This window comes from Fuerstiella marisgermanici (genome assembly GCF_001983935.1).
GTDB lineage: Bacteria > Planctomycetota > Planctomycetia > Planctomycetales > Planctomycetaceae > Fuerstiella > Fuerstiella marisgermanici.
Map to the genome: position 1 here is coordinate 3399075 of NZ_CP017641.1, position 17594 is coordinate 3416668.

Here is a 17594-nt window from a genome sequence, read left to right on the forward strand (position 1 = left end):
GCGGTGTTTGGAGCTTATCAATTGCCAAGCAGCCGACCAACAAAACGAAATGGGGTGAGCAAATTATCCATCAATGCGACGCCCTGGTCATTCGCGCGAGCGAGGATGACCGTGGAATCGTCGGAGACGAGATTTTTAGGGTTTAGGTCTCGAATGCGTTGCAGCAGCGCTTGTACAAATTTGCCCGGTTCGTCGACTTCCAATGAATTTGCGATCGCTGCCAACCCCGCAGAATTAAGGATGGAGCCATCGGCATCGTAAGATTCCAGGAGCGCGTCTGAATACCCAAGCAGAATGTCACCGGTTTTGAGCTTCAACTTTGCAGCCGCGAATTCCTGCCCGTCCACCACACCGATGGGCAGGTTTTGCAGGCCTGCACTCTCTGATCGGAGTGGCTCCCAGCGTTTTGTAGCAACGCGATAAATCAGTGGAGGCGGGTGTCCGGCAGTGCAGACAGACAATTCGCGGGTGGGCGAAAAGTATGTGCTGACAATTGCGGTCGCGAATCGACCTTCAGAAGCCGCTTCTCCAAATTGCTCATTCAAAGATTCCACCACCCGTGACTGGTTGATGTAGTTAACGTTCTTCCTCATGATATCGCGGAACTTGCCGGCCAACGGAGCCGCCTCAGCACCGTGCCCGGCGACATCGCCGAGGAACATCCGGGTGACACGACCAGAAGCACACGACGAAAGATAGTAAACGTCTCCGCCACAGTCGTCGTTCCCGAACGGTTGGCTGTAGACCCACAAATCGAGCCCCGGCACAACAAAGTGCGACCATGTGGAGCGGTTGCCGCCCCACACTTCCATGCAGGTCATGGTTTGCTGCGTAATATCAGTCAAAAGCGGCTGTTCTTCGAGAGCTAACACAGTGGGTGAGCCTAATAGGGTATGCTGGGAACCGACCAGATGATAGCGCAGAGCAACCTCCTGACGCTCGCTGTTGGTTTTAGACAGATAAATAAACGCGACCACCTTACTTTGACATTTGCCACCCGTCCCGTATTGGCTGTGCGAAGCGTTCTGTGTAAACACTAAAGCCGATATTAAGTTGGCAGTTTCAGCGCGAATGCTGATTGCGGCTGAGGCAGCTCGGGTGACGGTTTTACTGAAGACGTTCTGGAGCCGTTCGTCGAGGGGAAATCACGCCAGAAATTTCGGTTTTCTGGCGGCTTGGGCAGTCAAGCCCGCCAGCGCATTGGCCTGCTGTCGTCGAAACCGTCAATCGTTTTGAGCCTCAGCCGAAAAGCCTGCTTCTGCTGAACTGGGCGGAAAGCAACTGCTGTCAGAAGTTCCACTTGCGAATGATTTTGCCACCCGCCGTTTTCAGGGTGACCGTGGAAATCTTGATCGTCCCGACCGCTGATGACGGATCGATGCGAACAGCGAGCACTGGTTGCTGAGCGGGCAGCGGCACGGAATAGGTGTGCATCTTGCGATCGTGCTGCACGTCGAATCTCTTGCTACGAGCGGCCGTGAACGGCGGATTCACGCCTTGTTCCTGCCAGAAGATCTGGCCGGGACCTGATGAATCGGACGACATCGTGAAGTGAAGCACGAGGCGTTTGGCCGCTGTGGCCTTGGGCAGTCGCGCTGTGATGTGCGGATCACCGCCTGTGCTGGTAACCACGAGCAACCCATTATTGGTCCACAGTTTTGTGGTGCCCTTCGGCCTCCAGCCAGCCACTGGCTTGGCGCGCCGTTGTTTCTTGGGCGAACTGCTTTCGCCCTTCAGCTGCGCCTTGCCTTCCAGTTCAGGCTGGTAAGTGGCCGCGTTGAATTTTGGATTTGGAAGCGGGAGAACAGCGTTTGTGTCACTCAGAAAACCATCAATCAGGGCGTCGAGTTCCATCACGAGGTCGGGGCGTTTTGACGCAAGGTTGTGCTGTTCGCCGATGTCGTTCTGCAAGTCGAATAATTTGTAGCGGTGCTGTCCATCGTCGCCACCGTAAAAGATGCGGATCAGTTTCCAGGTGCCGCGATGCACACTGACCGAAGGTGGCAACCATTCGGGAATTGGTGGACTGTGTGGGAAGTAGGTGAAGATTGCGTCACGATCCAGTGACTTGCCCTCCAACGCGGGCATAATACTGATGCCGTCGAACGACTGATTAGGCTGAGGCTGGATTGATAACATTTCAAGCAGCGTCGGATAGAAGTCACTGCTTTGAATCACTTCGTCGCTTCGAGAGCCCGCTTCAACCATACCTGGATAAGCCACGATGGCCGGCCCGCGGATTCCGCCTTCGTACATATTCGCTTTGCCACCACGCAGCGGATGGTTGCTTGTTGCTGTTGTGCCGTCCACTTCGTTGTACATGTTGCCTCCGTTGTCTGAAGCGAACACGATGATGGTATTGTCAGCAATGTTCAAACGGTCCAGTGTGTCCAGCAGTGTGCCGACAGCGTCGTCCATGCTTTCAATCATTGCGGCGTATGTGGGACTTCGCTGCGGATCGTTAGGGTCAACCTTCTTTCTGTATTGGGCGATCAGATCCTTCTTCGCATCAAAGGGAGCATGCACGCTGAACATCCAGTAGTTCAGGAAGAATGGTTTCGCCGTGTGTTGCTCCATAAACGCTACGGCTTCTTCGGCCATGCGGTCTTCGATATGTTCATCGGGAGTGTTTGCATCGAAGTCGGGGTACTTCCATGGAGCAACATAACTTCCCGCGGGTCCGGGACCAGGCCAGTGAGGAACGTCGACATTAAACCCATGTTCCAGGGGTGAATACGGAGCTGGGCCGAGATGCCATTTTCCAAAGTGCCCGGTCGCATAGCCGTTGTCTTTCAGCATCTCGGCCAGCGTGTAGTACTTGGTGTCCAGGCGAGAAACAGACGCGGCGAAAGTCGCCTTGTGATTGGCCGGGCCTGAAGGAGTCGTTGCCGCCTTCAGAATCACTTGCGGCAGGTGGCAATTAGGAGTCGTAATGCCGGTCCGGGCTGGGCTAAGTCCTGTGAGAATGCTCGCACGCGTTGGCGAGCAAAGCGGGCTGGATGAATAAGCTCGCGTAAACGTCATTCCGCGTTTCGCAAGTCGTTCGATGTTTGGAGTTTTGTAGAACTTCGTGGTGCCGAAAAGTGTCGTGTCGCTCCAGCCAAGATCGTCTGCAAGGATGAACACGATGTTCGGCTTTGCGGGCGCGGCCATCGACGGCGGCAGGATCGCGAAAATCGATGTGCAGGTGACACAGACCAATCGAAGAATCAAAGCGGCCGTTCGTGGCGTCGTTGGTTTTGACCGATGGAACACGGTGCCTCCTGAATAGCGTGGAAAAAGCGGACGGTCGTGAATTGGAATCGACTGGAAGCCAATATGCCGAATAAAAACGAATCCTCCGACGGAAAAGGTAAAGATTCCGGAAATTTTGACGCTGTTCGAGTTCGGTGTGAATTGAGCAGCGGATCGTTCGCTTGCTTTGCCTGCGACAATTCAGCAAACCAATCGGGCCGCGCCGCTACAGACACATGTCTGCCGCAAAGTTGTGATAAACCCGAGGACTGTGAGCGTGTCGGACATGCTTTACTCACGGTCAGCGTGGTCCTACGATAGCCTCCGATCTGCTGGTGGCACAGCAGGATGACAATCCTACAACTCTTTACGAACGGTTAGAATTCATGCCACGAACTATTTCTATGAGCGTCATGACGCTCGTGATCGGAACGCTTGTCAGCGCTGGCGGCAACTCATGTTCAGCAGCGGACGAATACGACTACGACCTGGTACATTCCTCAGTCGGTTTTAAGGCACGCCATCTTGGCATCAGCTGGATCCATGGCCGGTTCAATGATGTCTCTGGTAATTTTTCACTGGATCGGGAAGACCCATCGAAGTCCACTTTCGAACTGACGATCAAAGCCGACAGCGTCGATACGGCCAACAAAGCTCGCGACGAACATCTGCGACAGCCCGACTACTTCGACACGAAACAGTTTCCGCTTATCACATTCAAAAGTACCAGCACGAAAGCCATCAAAGGTGGCTACGAAGTGACCGGGGACTTCACGATGCACGGTAAGACGAACAAGGTCACGCTTGTTCTGATGGGTGGCAAGGAACATGACTTCAAGAAAGTCAAACGCGTTGCGTTTTCGACCGAGCTTTCGCTGAAACGCAGCGACTATGGTTTCGACCCGAAAGCCATTCGGCCGACTGGCATTGGCGATGAAGCTTTGATCTTTATCGATTGCGAAGGCGTGCGAGAGTAGCTGATGCCTGAGCCGCTGTTGTATGTGAAGGCGATGGGGGCTGCCGGTTTCGTCAGTGCGTTATTCGTGCTGGCGATGGCAGCCCTTCGACGTACTGACAGCACGACACGGTGGAATTTGGCGAGCGTGCCAGCAATCGGCCTGGGGCTTACCGTCGGTTATTTTGTGCTGTCTTTGCAGCCAGCGTTACCTCCCGTTAACGCCCTCGACCGGCTGTTGGCAATCATTTTCCCGGCGGCTCTGAGCGTAGAACTGGTCGCTGGATTTCAAAAGACGCCGCAATGGGCGGCCTGGCTTCTGCGAATGGTTTTGGTGGCGATGATTCCTCGGATCCTGCTGCACGGTTCCGTTTATCTTAGCGGCTCCGACGGTTGGCTTCCGTGGCAGGTCGTCACAACATTGGGCGTGTGCAGCCTGTTACTGGCGGTCGTTTGGAGTCAGCTTGCTGTGCTGTCCACGCGTGCCGCTGGAGTCTCGCTACCTGTCGCACTCTGCATGGCGATCCAAAGTGCCGCCGTCACCGTGATGTTGGCGGGTTATATCAATGGCGGTGCCGCAGCGCTGCCGTTGGTTGCAACGCTACTGGCCACGACAGCCGCAATCTGGTTGGTCTCAATGCGGTCCACGAGCGCAGTACACGTTTACTGCCCGGCGATTTTGGGAATCGGAGTTGTCGGCTTATTCAGCTTGCTATTTGTTGGGCGATTCTTCGGTCGGCTTTCAACTCCTGTTGCGATCACGATCCTGGTCGCTCCGCTTCTGTGCTGGACATCGGAAGCGCTGCCGCCGCGGTACAGAAAACCGTGGTTTGTCGGAACGCTAAGACTGACGCTGGTCGCGATTCCGCTGGTTGTGGTATTGGCACTCGCGAAGATTGATTTCGACCGCGACATGGCCCCGCTGCTGTCGGTCCTTGATTAACGTTGTGCAGGACACCGTCTGGTGCGAAGCTAACCCACTGCGTTCGCCTCACGTCGCCGACGCCATGTCTTCCTGCACAGAAATCACTTTAACTTGAGTGCCCTCTGGTACCGGCCGAATCGAGATTCGTGAACTACAGCCGGTGGCGACGAGCGGTATCGGATCACCACTTCGGGCAGACAGTCAGCGACGAGGTATAATTGGCAGCACAACGTGGGAAGGTTGTTCTGCGTCGTGAAAGATCGTCTGATTGGCCGGATGAAACTCCGTCGCCAGCCCAATGTTGTCTCCGCCCGTATTGGGGTTTCGCAGGTAATACGGAAAGTAGCTGCTGGAAATCTCGACGCGGATGCGATGCCCACGCAGAAAAACGTTGCCGGTCGGCCGCCAGAAATCGATGGTGTATTCGTAGGCCTGACTAGGTTTGATGGTACTCAGTTTATGCGCGTTGAAGGCACCGTCGCGCTGAGGGTCCCGGTGGCGGGCACGCATCACGCCTTCGCCCAAGAACAGCGCGCGGCCGTCTGGGTGGACGTCTGACAGTCGAATCATCCAGTCCGTATCACCCCGGTCGGTCGCAGCGTATAGTTTGGCCGTGATCGGACCAATGACTTCAACATCTTCGGTCAGGTCGTCCGTATCATAAACCAGAACGTCGTCGCGTTCGGCCGACTTGCTGATGTCGCGAGGACCGTCGATGTGACCATTGGTGAATCCGGCCGAAGGCGTGGGATCGTTGGGATCGTAGACATAATGGTCAGATGGTTCAGCGTGTGGCGGTTGGGTATTAAGCGTCCCGTCACCCGCCGATGAATTCGCGCCACTCTGGCTATGAAGATAAAATTTGGTGAACTGAGTTTCCGGCAGTGGCCAGTCTTTCGCGGCTCGCCATTGGTTGCGTCCCATCACGAAAATATGAACCGGTGGATCATTCAACACCCCGTCGTCGACGCCCTTCAAGTGATAATCGAACCAGCGAAGCACGTATCCATCCCAATCAATGATGGCCTCAGGTCCGAAGTCGACTCCTGCGGCCGTTTGATGGCGATTGATAATATGTTCCCACGGTCCAACCACCATTCGTGGACGACGCGCTGCTGGAGTTCCGCCGTGCTGTTTCATCCCAAGGTAGTTCATGGGGGTGCCGGGAAAATTTGCATCGAACCAGCCGGAGATCGCCAGTGAGGGGACGTTCACTTTGGCGTAGCTTGCGGGCGTCTGATATGAAATCGCCTTCCAATATTCGCCGTCAGCCGTGTTCTGGCGAATCCATTTTCGCCACCACGATGTTGGTTTGTAGTTTCGAGTCTTATCGAAATCGATGTAGGGCAGTTTGCTGTAAGCCTGTTCGCGGTTGACAGCAAAACCACCGTACCCGGCGGGCCCGGCAGAATGCGGCAGCCGATCGGATAACGCGCCGGCCCAGTCGACCATCCAACAGACAAGGATGCCGTTCTGATACGGACAGTTGACGAGTTGATCGGGTGGCGATACTTCTGGCACGATCGCTTTTAACGCCGGCGGTGCCTGAGAAGCGGTCCACCACTGCATCCACCCCATGTACGAAAGGCCATACATTCCCACGTTGCCGTCGCACCATGGTTGTTCAGAAATCCACTGAACCATGTCGTAACCATCGGTCTTGTGCTTCGGCGAAAACGGATCCCACTCTCCACCGGATTCGAACCGGCCGCGAGAAGCAACATTGACGACCACATAGCCGCGCGAGGCAAAATTGCGTGCTCGAGCGGCGCCGCCACTTTTGTTGTACGGCGTCTGCATTAGAACGGCCGGATGCTGGCCATCGGCTTTTGGCCGAAAGATGTCGATCATCAGGTTGATGCCATCCCGCATCGGCGCCTTTTGGTTCAATTCCGCCACCACCTCAAATTGTTGCGGCGAATAGTCGCCTGCCTGAGGTGGCTGCGAAATGGCTTGTGCCTCGGCAACGTTGCCATCACCAACGTTCACAACCGCTGGGCTCGCGGCCGGTTCATCCGCAAAACCGCAGACGGTCATGCTGAGCCACAAGAGTGTAATGTTGTGGTTCATGTGATTGAGAAACTTCATTTGGTCGAACTCACAAAGTATCAAAAACGGGCCGCCGACCCCTTGCTGCTCACCCAGTGAAGGTCAGAGCCTGGATTTCGTTGACAACTTGGGCGAGTCTACTCGGGTGATACGTTGCCGCCAATCAATCGCGATGCTGTGTTCAGGGGCTGAAGGGATTGCAAGAAATGCAAGTGACGGCACTGGAGACGCCAATCGTCGAAGTCCCTCACGTCGCACGAATCGATAACCGAAGAATGCTGGTCCCGACAGCCCCTGGCCTGGGCATCGAAATCGCCCCTCAACAGGTCGTGCGTTACCGCGTTGAGTGCTGGTGCACGATTACCTTCTCGCGATCCCAAATACCGTTCCACAGCGGTACCATTGTGGCTGCGGGGACAGGTCACCATAATGCTGAACCCCGAAACGGCCAATTGACTGGCGATGACGGCTCAAATCACGTCGGTGAATCGTTGATGAATGACAACGAAGTCAAACGCTGAATGATTCGCGGCCCGCTACAGTTTGCGGTGGCCGAGGCGTTGGCATGCAGGTCGTCGTGAATTCGTTCGGCATACCTTCCAACCTAGTCCCACCTCCCAATTTCTTGCGTTTAATTCATGCGGCGGAGCACCGTTTGTCCGCGCCGTAACCTCACCTGTAAGTTTTATCCCTTCACCGAATGCCCACCCATGAAGATCTCGAAAATCGAAGCGATCCCCGTTCGCATACCTTTAAAGCCGGAACGGAGGATGGTTTCTGCACTTGGGAAACATAACGAGTCTCAGTTCGTATTGGTGCGATTGACAACTGACGACGGATTGGAAGGTGTGGGCGAAGCCACCGCGACACCATGCTGGAGCGGCGAAACGGTTTGGGGGGCGACCGCAATCATTCAGAATCTGCTCGGCCCCGTTGTCAATGGTTGCGATCCGCAGGACATCGACACCATCAACCAACGGATGGATGCACTGGCGGTCGACAACTGGTTCGCCAAGTCCGCAATTGAAATGGCGTGTTGGGATGTCGTCGGACGATCGCTCAATAAACCGGTCTACGAATTGCTCGGGGGAGCCGTCCGGCCACTGACGATTCGCAACCGGTTCTCGTTGGGAGCTTACACGCCGGAAGTGGCCGCGGAACGAGCGGCCCGACTGGTGACAACGGGATTCACGACGATCAAGGTGAAAGTTGGAACCGGCGACGATGAAGATGTGGCTCGAGTCAAGGCGGTTAGAGCCGCCATTGGTCCGGACGTTGAATTGACGATTGATGCCAACGCCGGATGGTCCGATGCGTCGGCGCGTGCGTGCCTGGCTCAAATGCAGGATTGCAACGTCGCCCTGGTGGAACAACCGCTGGCTCGTGGCGACTACGCGAACTTAAAGAAGCTGCGTGCCGATCTGGGGATTCGCATCTTGGCGGACGAAAGCTGTTTCGATGAAGTTCAGCTGCGAGAACTCATTCTTCAGGAATGCTGTGATGCGGTGACGCTTTATCCGGGCAAGCAAGGCGGCCTAAAGAAAGCGTCCGACATGACCCGGCTGGCCGAACAACACGGCATTCCCTGTACGATTGGCTCAAACCTTGAATGGGACGTCGGCGCTGCTGCCATGATGCACTTTGTGGTGGCCAATTCCAATGTTCAGATTGAATCCATCCCCGGCGACTGCCTCGGGCCTTCCTATCACGAATTCTCCATCGTCAAAGAGCCACTGAAAATTGAAGGGCCGTTCACGACGTTGCCGGATCGACCGGGGTTGGGAGTTGACGTTGACTGGGCATGTGTCGAAGACAATCGAATTTCGTTTTGACCGAAGCTTCCCCTTTTTTTTACGAATAGATCGGTCGCTTGCCGGCAGATCATCCTCATGCCGCTGCTGATTCTAAAACCGTATAAACCGTCGGCGCCCAAGCCAGGACGACAAGGATAAATCCATGACAAGTGTTCTCAAATCCCGTGTTTCGTCAATCGCCTTAGCATTCAGCTGCCTTGTTGTCCTTTCAGGAACACCATTGCGGGGCCAGTCTGTTGAGGCACCATCAATTGAAGAAATCAATCAGCGTCTCGCGGGCGGACGTCCTACCAGAATCGTCTGCTTTGGCGACAGTATCACGGGCGTCTACTATCACAGCGGCGGGCAGCGAGCATGGAATGACATGCTGGGGCTGGCGTTGCAGAAGGCGAATCCACGAGCCAACCTGCAGATGATTAATGCAGGCGTCAGCGGGCACACGACAGTTAACGCTCTGGCGCGTATTCAGCGAGATGTTATCGAGAAGAAACCGCATCTGGTTGTAGTCATGTTCGGCATGAATGATGTGACGCGCGTGCCGTTGGGAGCATACGAAAAGAATATGCGAGAAATTGTCCAACGCTGTCAGCAAATCGGAGCGGCCGTTGTGTTGTGCACACCGAACGCTGTCTCACATACCCCGGATCGACCGGAAGAGAAGCTGGCAACATATGCGGATGTCGTCCGCTCAATCGCTTCCGCGTCGAAGCTGCCGCTCGTCGACTGTTTTGCTGACTGGCAATCGTACCGCGAAGAAGATCCCGTGGGCTGGTCGCTGATCATGAGCGACGCGATTCACCCGAACATGAACGGGCACGTGCGATTTGCTGAGTTAATGGGAGAAGTCATCTGTGGCCGCAGAGCTTCGCTGAAAAATACTCCGGCGCCGTACGACGCATTACAGCACACGTTCGATCGACTGCAGAAAAATGAGACCGTGAAACTCGTCGCCATGCCGCCCTATGACAGGATCATTCCCGAGCAACTGCGACGACACTTCCCTTCTGCAGAATTTGAAGTGACGGTCTGGCCGACACAGGATAAGTCCGTCGCTGAACTGCACGAATGGGCAAAGCAAATCCGCGGCCTCAAGCCAAACCTTGTTGTTCCAGCTGTACCGTTGGCTTCGCTTGCCACCGAGCCAGCGAAATTCATCAGCGACTACGAATGGATTCTGAACTACAGCTTTCAGTTTGGCGGTCGGCCGTGGGACGTTGTTCCTGTACTGCCCCTCGAAACCGGCGACGCTACGGAAGAACAACAGACGAATTTGGAACACGCCAGGATGATTGCCATTGGGAAAGACGTCCGTTTCATCGAAAGGCAAACTGAAGACAAACGTTCTCCGGCAGACATCGTGAACTCGTGGATCACCGATCAGAAACGAGTATGGCAGGGAGCTCGAAATCACCTGCCGCCAGCAAATGCCAACGTGATGGTTCCCGTTCAATCGTGGCCTCATCGGCCCGGGCCGCGTTCCGTGCGAATCTCCGTTCATTATCCGGGCGGACAGTTGCAGAACGTGCATCCGCAGACCGGCATCATGTTGACGCTGCACAACTGGGGCGGTGAAGACTGCATTGGCACGGCTGCCCCGGACGCTCTGGCAGACCGACTGAATGTGGTTGCCGTATGTGTGAATTATCTGCAAAGCGGTCGAACAGATTCTATCGAATCGGCCGAGCCCTACGACTTCGGTTACCTGCAAGCGCTCGACGCTCTGCGAGCTCTGGCCTTTGTCCGAAATGGCCTGCAGCAAAACAACACGAAGTACGACGATGGCCGCATTTTCTGCACTGGTGGTTCCGGTGGAGGCAACGTCACTTTAATGGCCAACAAACTAGCTCCGCGAACGTTTGCGTGCGTCATTGACAAGTGCGGCATGAAGAAACTCAGCGACGACATTGCGTTCAATCTGCCAGGCGGTAGCCGATTGAATGCGCGTTGGAGTCGCGATTCGCAGAGTGTCAACTATCTGTCGACCGATCAGCAGGAGATTCGATTCACGGGACATCCCGAACACCTGAATGCCATGAGATCACTGAAGGCGTCGAGTAAGATAATTATCGTTCACGGTAAGGATGATGCCGTCTGTCCTTTCGCCGACGCACAGGAACTCGTAGCGAACCTCGAAGCAGCGAAGCTGGACGTCGAACACCACTTCATCGGCAAGGAAGACCTTGATGGAAAAGTGTTCACCAGCTCTGGCCATGCACTGGGGAACCGCACTGAGATTGTCATGCAGGTCGCCGGAAAGTACCTGCAGCCAGACAGCCCCAACGCCCTTCGCCGCACAGGCGACACCGACTTCGATCGCAAGGAACAGATCGAATACCTCACAAAAAACGGCCGCTTCGTGATTTCCTACGCCGATGGAATCCCGGTTGGTAAATTTGTCCCGACAGAAACGGACTAAGCATGATGAACTGAATCGTTCCATGCCACGCTGAGTAGGGCGCCCGGCTGATGCTAAACCGCGGACGTTTTTGTATGCGTAGTTGCTTTGCAGAGAGTGTCTGATGGATAGGGAGATGCGATCCGATTTGGCTTAATTCGAGACGATTGCTGGACGGCTGCACTTGTTGCCCGGGGATCGCAGACGTGTATTTTATTTTCGGCAAGCTGATCACGAAGGCGTCAAAGCCAGCCGTGAGCGCGTGCCCGTTCGTGGATGTATCTCCACGTGCGTCGTGCAGACGCTACGCGGCATGCGCGAAATATGTATGCTGGTTTGAGTTGCCTTTAGACAGTTGAAGCAGTCGCTTGCCGCAAACAGCTCAACTCGGCCTCGGCGTAGAGCGTCGGGCAGACGTTGAACGTGGTGACTTGCACAGGCTTGGATTGCGCCACGCGCGATTGAAATCTGGTTTTCTTAGGAAATGGTGCGGGAAAATGGCGACGGCAGCGACAATGTGGTAACAACTGCGGGGCGAGTGCGCGCATGCGTTTTGCCTGTCGGTTTTGTCCGCTCCCTGACGAAAGTCGCTGTTATGAATCAACGCAACTCTGGCGGTCGCTTTTTGTATTGCGCAGGTTTGATGCTGTGCGCCTGCGTGGCCGCCTCGGCGGATGCTCAGGATGAGGCTTCAATCGCGACTGCACCGCCAGCGTTGGCGAGAACGGCGGAATTGGGGCGAGCGGCACTGGCAGAGCTTCGAAGCGAAGACATCGAAGAGGCATTTTCTTTGCTTGGGCAGGCGGCTGACCTGCCTTTGCCTGCCGGAAACCGATTCGACGACGGTTTGAGTGCTGCTGTTGGGGGCATTAATCGAGTCCTGGTTCAGATGCGTTCCGGAAGACGCTTCGACACGCTGCACGGCTGGACATTTCCTTCCGGCAGTCGCAAAGCCGTTCGGGTGCTGATATCGCTTGTACCCGAAATTGCTCCGCCACCAGAGTTCGCTCGGGCTTTAGGCGAACGGCCGAAACGGGATTCCTTTCCGATCGCATCCGTCGGCAGCATGCAAGGGATCTTCTGTTCAGCGTGGACGCTGGTTATTGCGGCTGACGAAGAAGGTAGCCTGCGTTCGTTGATCACAGAACTCGATGGGCTGGCGGCTGACGGTATTCCCAATGCGAAGTACGTTCTGCTGTTGGCTCAGCTACGAGACAGCCGCAGCAACGACGACGAGCTGAAGGGATCTTTGAAGACAATCCTGGAAAACGCGGGCGCCTTGCCGATTCCCGCTGAGCGGTCGTCTGCCGTGCTGGTTGCCGCCGCTATGCAGCGCGATAATTTGGGCTCACTGGCAGAAGAAATTGTAGAGGGGCTTAACAAGTTCGACCTGACCAACGGTTCATCCAGTTTCGTGCCGTTACTGCGACGGCTGCGCGCGACTGTTATTCTGAAGAATCGAGCGGCCAAAACGTCGCCTCGTGATTTGTTTTACACGACGCCGTCGATGTGGGTTTCCGCTGACAGCCAGTTGCGTTCCGGCGGCGCCACCGGAGCCGATGAAGCGATCTGGCTGACTCATGAAGACCACGTCAAACGTCTGGCCGGGCCGGGCGACGACACTCTGCTGCTGCGGTATCCACTGGCCGGAACTTTTGAGCTGAAGGGTGAGGTGGCGGAACTTGAACACGGCGGTGGCGGTCTGACATTCGGCGGCATGGCGTTCGACGCAAATTCGAAGGAATTTACTTTGCAGGAAGTTCAGCGGCCTCATTTTGAAAAACGTGTCTGGCCGTTCGTGGCTCCGAAGGAACACCGCATGTTTAACCGAGTCAACATACGTTCGGACGGCGAGACTATTACGTTTCTTTCCAATCTTCATCCCGGGTGGCGTGGAACGGCGGAATCATGTGCGAGCAGTCCATGGCTTGGCCTGCGAGCTTTCGGTCATGGCCGCGTCATTTTTCGGAATCTGGAACTCGTTGGAACGCCCACCATTCCTCGCGAAGTGAAACTAATTGGAGACGACCTGCGTGGCTGGAGTTCCAGCTATGGCGAAGCGATGACTCGAATTTTAGATCCGTTCCCCACAATCGAAGCCACACCATCCACGGCCGATCCTGTGTGGCATCTAGCTGACGGGGTCATTCATTGTGAAGCTTCCGCGGAATCTCCGGAAGGCAAGATTGGTCAGAGTCACCTGGTCTACATGCGGCCGTGTCTGGCCAGCGAAACCGTGACTTATGAGTTTTTCTATCACGAAAACAAGACAACCGCCCATCCAGTGGTGGGGCGTCTTGCATTCCTGGTGGAACCGACCGGTGTTCGACTGCATTGGTTAACGGACAATGCGAACGAATGGACGTGTCTTCCCGAAGACAATGCCATCATCGAACCACTTAGCCGTCGGGGCCCCGCGAAGTTGCCGCTGAAATCAGGCGAATGGAACTCCGTCACAATGCAGTTTACGACCGACGAAGTGAGCGTCTCACTCAATGGCGAAGAAGTCTATCTACGTTCGTTGGAGGACGTTTCTGGTCGTCACTTTGGCATCTACCACGACCGCAACCAGACTTCGGTTCAGGTCCGCAACGTGGTACTCAGAGGCGACTGGCCAGAGAAGCTTTCCGCCGAACAGTTGGGTGATCTTGTCGCGCTGCCATAGCTGATTGCTTGCGGTCGACTGTGCTTCGCGACCGAGTTCAACCGGCTGGTGCAACGTTTCCTGCCCTGATAACGACATAACAAACCGGAAGACCAGAATGCTCCAATCGAACACGGAGCTCACCCAGCGACGGGGAAAATATTCGTTCCGTCGCAGCAAACTGATCGGATGGATCGTTCATCAGATCGTTCTGGCGGCGTCTCTATTCTCGAATAGCACGGTGTTCGCGCAAGGCAACGCGAATTACGCACTGGACGACATCTTCCGTCTGGAGGTGATCGCCGACAATACTTTCGCCGTCCGTGAGCATGCCTTTTCGTTGCCAGAAGACGAACGGTTCGCCTTTTTGGCAGACTGGGTTCTGCCCTCCTCGACACATCACCAGATTCGCGTGCACGGAGTCTTTCAGCAGACAGGAATGACGCTGAACGCGACAGGCCAAGAGAAGCCGCAGACGCTGGTCTCTCCGTTGTTTGATCTTGTCGACGTCGCCGAGCAACTCGGCAGAGTCGACGACATCCAGGATCGCATTGAAAACTTTCATCCGGCAAGTGAATATCAATGTCGAGCCAAAGTGGCGTTTAATGCGATGCTGCAATTCCATACAGCGGACGCCGGTGCTGCGGACGCGGCGATACGGGAACTGCTGACGCTTGTAGAAGCATCGAATCCCGTAGACGTCGATGCAATGTGGCCGGAGACTCTGGCCGCTTATTATGGCGTGCATCGTGTTCCACAGAGCAAGGCCGTGCAGGAATTGATCGATTTTCTGTACGCCCGACGAAGTCAGGAGCGAAAGCCACCAAACAGCGATTTCTGGCACACTCAAATTCGATCCTTGTACGCCCGCAGCCATGCTTTTCGTAGCCACGGACATGACCAAACTTTCGACGCAACGCTGGATTCGGCCGACTGGATACCGATGGCTCGTATGACCGACCGGTCACGAGGTTTGCTTCGCGCGGAGGATCGTTGGGTGAAGAATGACGACGATGAAATTCGGTTAATCACAGGACACGACAACGATTTTCTAGTGTACCGACTTCCGCTGCGAGGCGATTTTGAAGTGCATGCGGACATTGCAGCCAAAGGGAGTACGCAGTTCTTGCTGGGAGGCCGACTGACTGGTCCGGTCGACAATGTTCGGTTACTGACCGGTACCTTTCGTGCGGGCAAGCCGTTTCGCGAAATCGATCCGCCATTCGTTTCAAACGTTGGATGGGACCGACTACGAGCAGTCTTCCGCCACGACCAGCAAACCGGTTCTCGAACAGTGAAGGTAGCTCTTAACGGTCGTGTCATTGAAGAGTACGCACTGCCAGAGCACCACAGTCCGTGGATTGGCATACGCGGTTGGTGGCCGAGTCATGCGGTGCTTCGCGACGCTCGAATTACGGGCAACCCGGAAATTCCAGGTTCTGTGCTGACGTCAGGCGTCGACAACAGCGGTGATTGGGTCGGTTACCATGAAGGTTCTTCGTGGAACTTTGTTACTGCAGATGAGGGAGCAGCGCAGATTGTTGGTCCTAAACGAGCGAGCGACCAGGGCATTCTGCGAGAATCTCTGTTGTGCTATCAACGCCCGTTGCTGGACGGTGATTCGGTGGAATACGAATTCTACTATGTGCCGGGCGACCAGAATGCGCATCCGGCGATTGATCGCATCGCGTTTCTGCTGAGACCGGACGGTGTAAAAAAGCATTGGGTGACGGATGGCCGGTACGACGCCACGACGGTGCATCCGGATAATCACCAGCCAGTCGGTGGTGACTCAGCCAAGTTACATTTGCAACCCGAAGCTTGGAACCGCGCGAAGGTGGCATTACGCGACGATACCGTTGTGTTGGCAGTCAACGGGCGACAGGTTTGTTCGGTGAAGCTGGATTCTGGAAACCGTCGGACATTCGGATTCTTTCACTTTGCTGATCAGGAAACTGTTCGTGTTCGCAATGTGGTGTTGAAGGGCCAATGGCCGAACGCGTTGCCGCCGCCTTCAACGCAGGAACTCGCGGACCCGACAATCGCGGTGTTGGATAAACGCGTACCTGCGCTGGAGGCAGTCTTTGAAAATAGGTTTGTTGCCGAAGGTGTTTCAGACCTGCTGAAACCTTATGCATCTGGCGGCGGACGCTTTACGCCAGGACCTGACGGCGTGTTTGTTGAGCTTCCACGGGTAGGCAATTATCGTACTCAGCGATTGGACCTGCCGTTTGCTATCCAAGGGGATTTTGATCTGGTCGCGTCGTTCGAACAGCTCAAACTTAGCGCCGATGTTTACTCTGCGGTTCTGCTGGAAACTCAGCTTGACGACGACAAACAGCACAGGTGTCGCGTAGTTCGTATCTCAGCAGATGACAGGCTGCAAAGTATCAAGGCCACGCTTCCGAAAACGAATCCAGACGGCAGCAAGTCGTACGAGATTCTAAAGCAAGCCAATTGTGATTCGACCAGCGGCACATTCCGATTGGCTCGACGAGGCACAAAGGTGTACTACCTCTTTGCCGAGGAGAACTCGAACGTCTTTCGCTTGCTCTCCACTGCAGAAGTCACTGATCAGGTAACGATCCCAGGTGGCATCCAGTTGGTCGCAATTTGCAGCGGCAACGGCGAATGCCAGGTGCTGTGGAAGAGTGTGATTGTGCGAGCTGAAAAAATGATGTACATGCCGCAGCGACCGGAACGCCTTGCTTACGTGATGAACATTGACGGAACCAACCGCCGCCTGTTTACCAAACCGACTGACGGATTCTTCCACGTTGGTTCGCCGGAATGGTCGGCCGACGGCAAATCCATCGTCTGCGACCTGTCTCGTGGCACGCCGTCGACCGCTCGAGTGCATCTTTTCGACAGGGACGGCACCAACGCCCGAGATCTCGGTGCTGGCGGAATGCCGTCGCTTTCGCCGGACGGGAAACAGATTGCGTTCAACTGGCCCGGCATCATGCTTATGAAGTCTGATGGTTCTGAACGCACACAGTTAACCGCTAACGGCCTTGGCGTTCACTGGTCTCCCAGGGGCAAGATGATCGCGTGGTCAACAGGCCGGAATATCACGCTGTACGACGTCGATACGAAGGTGACTCGCGAGTTGTTGACGCCGGAACAAATGCGATTAGTTGGCCGCGTCTTCTGGAATCCTGGCTGGAGCAATGACGGTCGTCGGATTGCATTCCACGGACTCGTGCGAGGCGAACATTTGGTGGCGGTGGCTGATCCTGATGATCCGGATGAATTCAAGATTGTGCACCAGGGAACAGCCACCATCTACTCAGACTTCACGTGGTTTCCGGACAACAGGACGGTGGCATTTTCGATGCACCACGCATCGACCGGGACGTCTCAGATGGTGTCGGTGGATACGGAATCGCCTGGCCCGCCGCAAAGACTTCCCGGGCAACCGGATGACTGGAACGTCTACGACCTGGATTTGTCGCACGATGGAAAGTCGGTGATATTCTCGGCAGAACGGCCTGGGCAAATGATCGAATGGGCTTCTGACAGGGCGGCCGAATGAGAGACAGCAGTTTGTTGCCGCGTGTGAGTCGGGCTACGCGACG

Annotated in this window: 11 protein-coding genes; 8 read left to right on the forward strand and 3 right to left on the reverse strand. The window is 55.4% G+C overall.

What is annotated here, in order from left to right:
* Positions 1 to 17: 17 nt before the first annotated feature.
* Positions 18 to 872 (reverse strand): PP2C family protein-serine/threonine phosphatase, encoded by an 855-nt coding sequence (locus Fuma_RS12815; protein ID WP_158520963.1) that lies wholly within the window; start codon positions 870 to 872, stop codon positions 18 to 20.
* A gap of 415 nt (positions 873 to 1287) precedes the next feature.
* The gene (locus Fuma_RS12820; protein ID WP_229360910.1) at positions 1288 to 3126 is read right to left on the reverse strand and encodes a sulfatase; all 1839 of its coding nucleotides are present in this window, start codon (positions 3124 to 3126) and stop codon (positions 1288 to 1290) included.
* A gap of 1 nt (position 3127) precedes the next feature.
* On the opposite strand from Fuma_RS12820, the gene Fuma_RS35585 reads away from it, so the two are divergent.
* The 3 genes from Fuma_RS35585 (at position 3128) to Fuma_RS12830 (ending at position 5132) form a co-directional block, all read left to right on the forward strand.
* Positions 3128 to 3271: a hypothetical protein gene (locus Fuma_RS35585; RefSeq protein WP_169929122.1), complete on the forward strand. Its 144-nt coding sequence runs from the start codon at positions 3128 to 3130 to the stop codon at positions 3269 to 3271.
* Positions 3272 to 3620: 349 nt separating this feature from the next.
* Positions 3621 to 4211, forward strand: coding sequence for a YceI family protein (locus Fuma_RS12825; protein WP_083732010.1), 591 nt, complete (start codon positions 3621 to 3623; stop codon positions 4209 to 4211).
* A 3-nt stretch (positions 4212 to 4214) separates the two neighbouring features.
* Positions 4215 to 5132 carry a hypothetical protein gene (locus Fuma_RS12830; protein ID WP_077024493.1) on the forward strand — a complete coding sequence of 306 codons (918 nt, stop codon included), beginning with the start codon at positions 4215 to 4217 and terminating at the stop codon, positions 5130 to 5132.
* A gap of 183 nt (positions 5133 to 5315) precedes the next feature.
* Here the strand turns inward: Fuma_RS12830 and Fuma_RS12835 are convergent, their stop codons facing one another.
* Positions 5316 to 7202, reverse strand: a complete 1887-nt coding sequence (locus Fuma_RS12835; protein ID WP_083732011.1) for a CocE/NonD family hydrolase — start codon at positions 7200 to 7202, stop codon at positions 5316 to 5318.
* A gap of 167 nt (positions 7203 to 7369) precedes the next feature.
* On the opposite strand from Fuma_RS12835, the gene Fuma_RS12840 reads away from it, so the two are divergent.
* The 5 genes from Fuma_RS12840 to Fuma_RS12860 all read left to right on the forward strand — a co-directional run bounded on the left by Fuma_RS12840 (position 7370) and on the right by Fuma_RS12860 (position 17551).
* Complete coding sequence (locus Fuma_RS12840; RefSeq protein WP_077024494.1) at positions 7370 to 7684, forward strand: hypothetical protein; 315 nt, start codon at positions 7370 to 7372, stop codon at positions 7682 to 7684.
* Between the two features lie 189 nt (positions 7685 to 7873).
* Positions 7874 to 8995: a mandelate racemase/muconate lactonizing enzyme family protein gene (locus Fuma_RS12845; protein ID WP_077024495.1), complete on the forward strand. Its 1122-nt coding sequence runs from the start codon at positions 7874 to 7876 to the stop codon at positions 8993 to 8995.
* 124 nt (positions 8996 to 9119) lie between these two features.
* Positions 9120 to 11393 (forward strand): DUF2920 family protein, encoded by a 2274-nt coding sequence (locus Fuma_RS12850; RefSeq protein WP_077024496.1) that lies wholly within the window; start codon positions 9120 to 9122, stop codon positions 11391 to 11393.
* Between the two features lie 574 nt (positions 11394 to 11967).
* Positions 11968 to 14037 carry a DUF1583 domain-containing protein gene (locus Fuma_RS12855; protein WP_158520964.1) on the forward strand — a complete coding sequence of 690 codons (2070 nt, stop codon included), beginning with the start codon at positions 11968 to 11970 and terminating at the stop codon, positions 14035 to 14037.
* Between the two features lie 97 nt (positions 14038 to 14134).
* Positions 14135 to 17551 (forward strand): DUF1583 domain-containing protein, encoded by a 3417-nt coding sequence (locus Fuma_RS12860; protein ID WP_077024498.1) that lies wholly within the window; start codon positions 14135 to 14137, stop codon positions 17549 to 17551.
* Positions 17552 to 17594 lie beyond the last annotated feature (43 nt).

Coding starts and splice junctions, on each gene's coding strand:
- Fuma_RS35585 (WP_169929122.1), top strand. CDS start 3,128: ATGTTCGGCTTTGCGGGCGCGGCCATCGACGGCGGCAGGATCGCGAAA.
- Fuma_RS12825 (WP_083732010.1), top strand. CDS start 3,621: ATGCCACGAACTATTTCTATGAGCGTCATGACGCTCGTGATCGGAACG.
- Fuma_RS12830 (WP_077024493.1), top strand. CDS start 4,215: ATGCCTGAGCCGCTGTTGTATGTGAAGGCGATGGGGGCTGCCGGTTTC.
- Fuma_RS12835 (WP_083732011.1), bottom strand. CDS start 7,202: ATGAAGTTTCTCAATCACATGAACCACAACATTACACTCTTGTGGCTC.
- Fuma_RS12840 (WP_077024494.1), top strand. CDS start 7,370: ATGCAAGTGACGGCACTGGAGACGCCAATCGTCGAAGTCCCTCACGTC.
- Fuma_RS12845 (WP_077024495.1), top strand. CDS start 7,874: ATGAAGATCTCGAAAATCGAAGCGATCCCCGTTCGCATACCTTTAAAG.
- Fuma_RS12850 (WP_077024496.1), top strand. CDS start 9,120: ATGACAAGTGTTCTCAAATCCCGTGTTTCGTCAATCGCCTTAGCATTC.
- Fuma_RS12855 (WP_158520964.1), top strand. CDS start 11,968: ATGAATCAACGCAACTCTGGCGGTCGCTTTTTGTATTGCGCAGGTTTG.
- Fuma_RS12860 (WP_077024498.1), top strand. CDS start 14,135: ATGCTCCAATCGAACACGGAGCTCACCCAGCGACGGGGAAAATATTCG.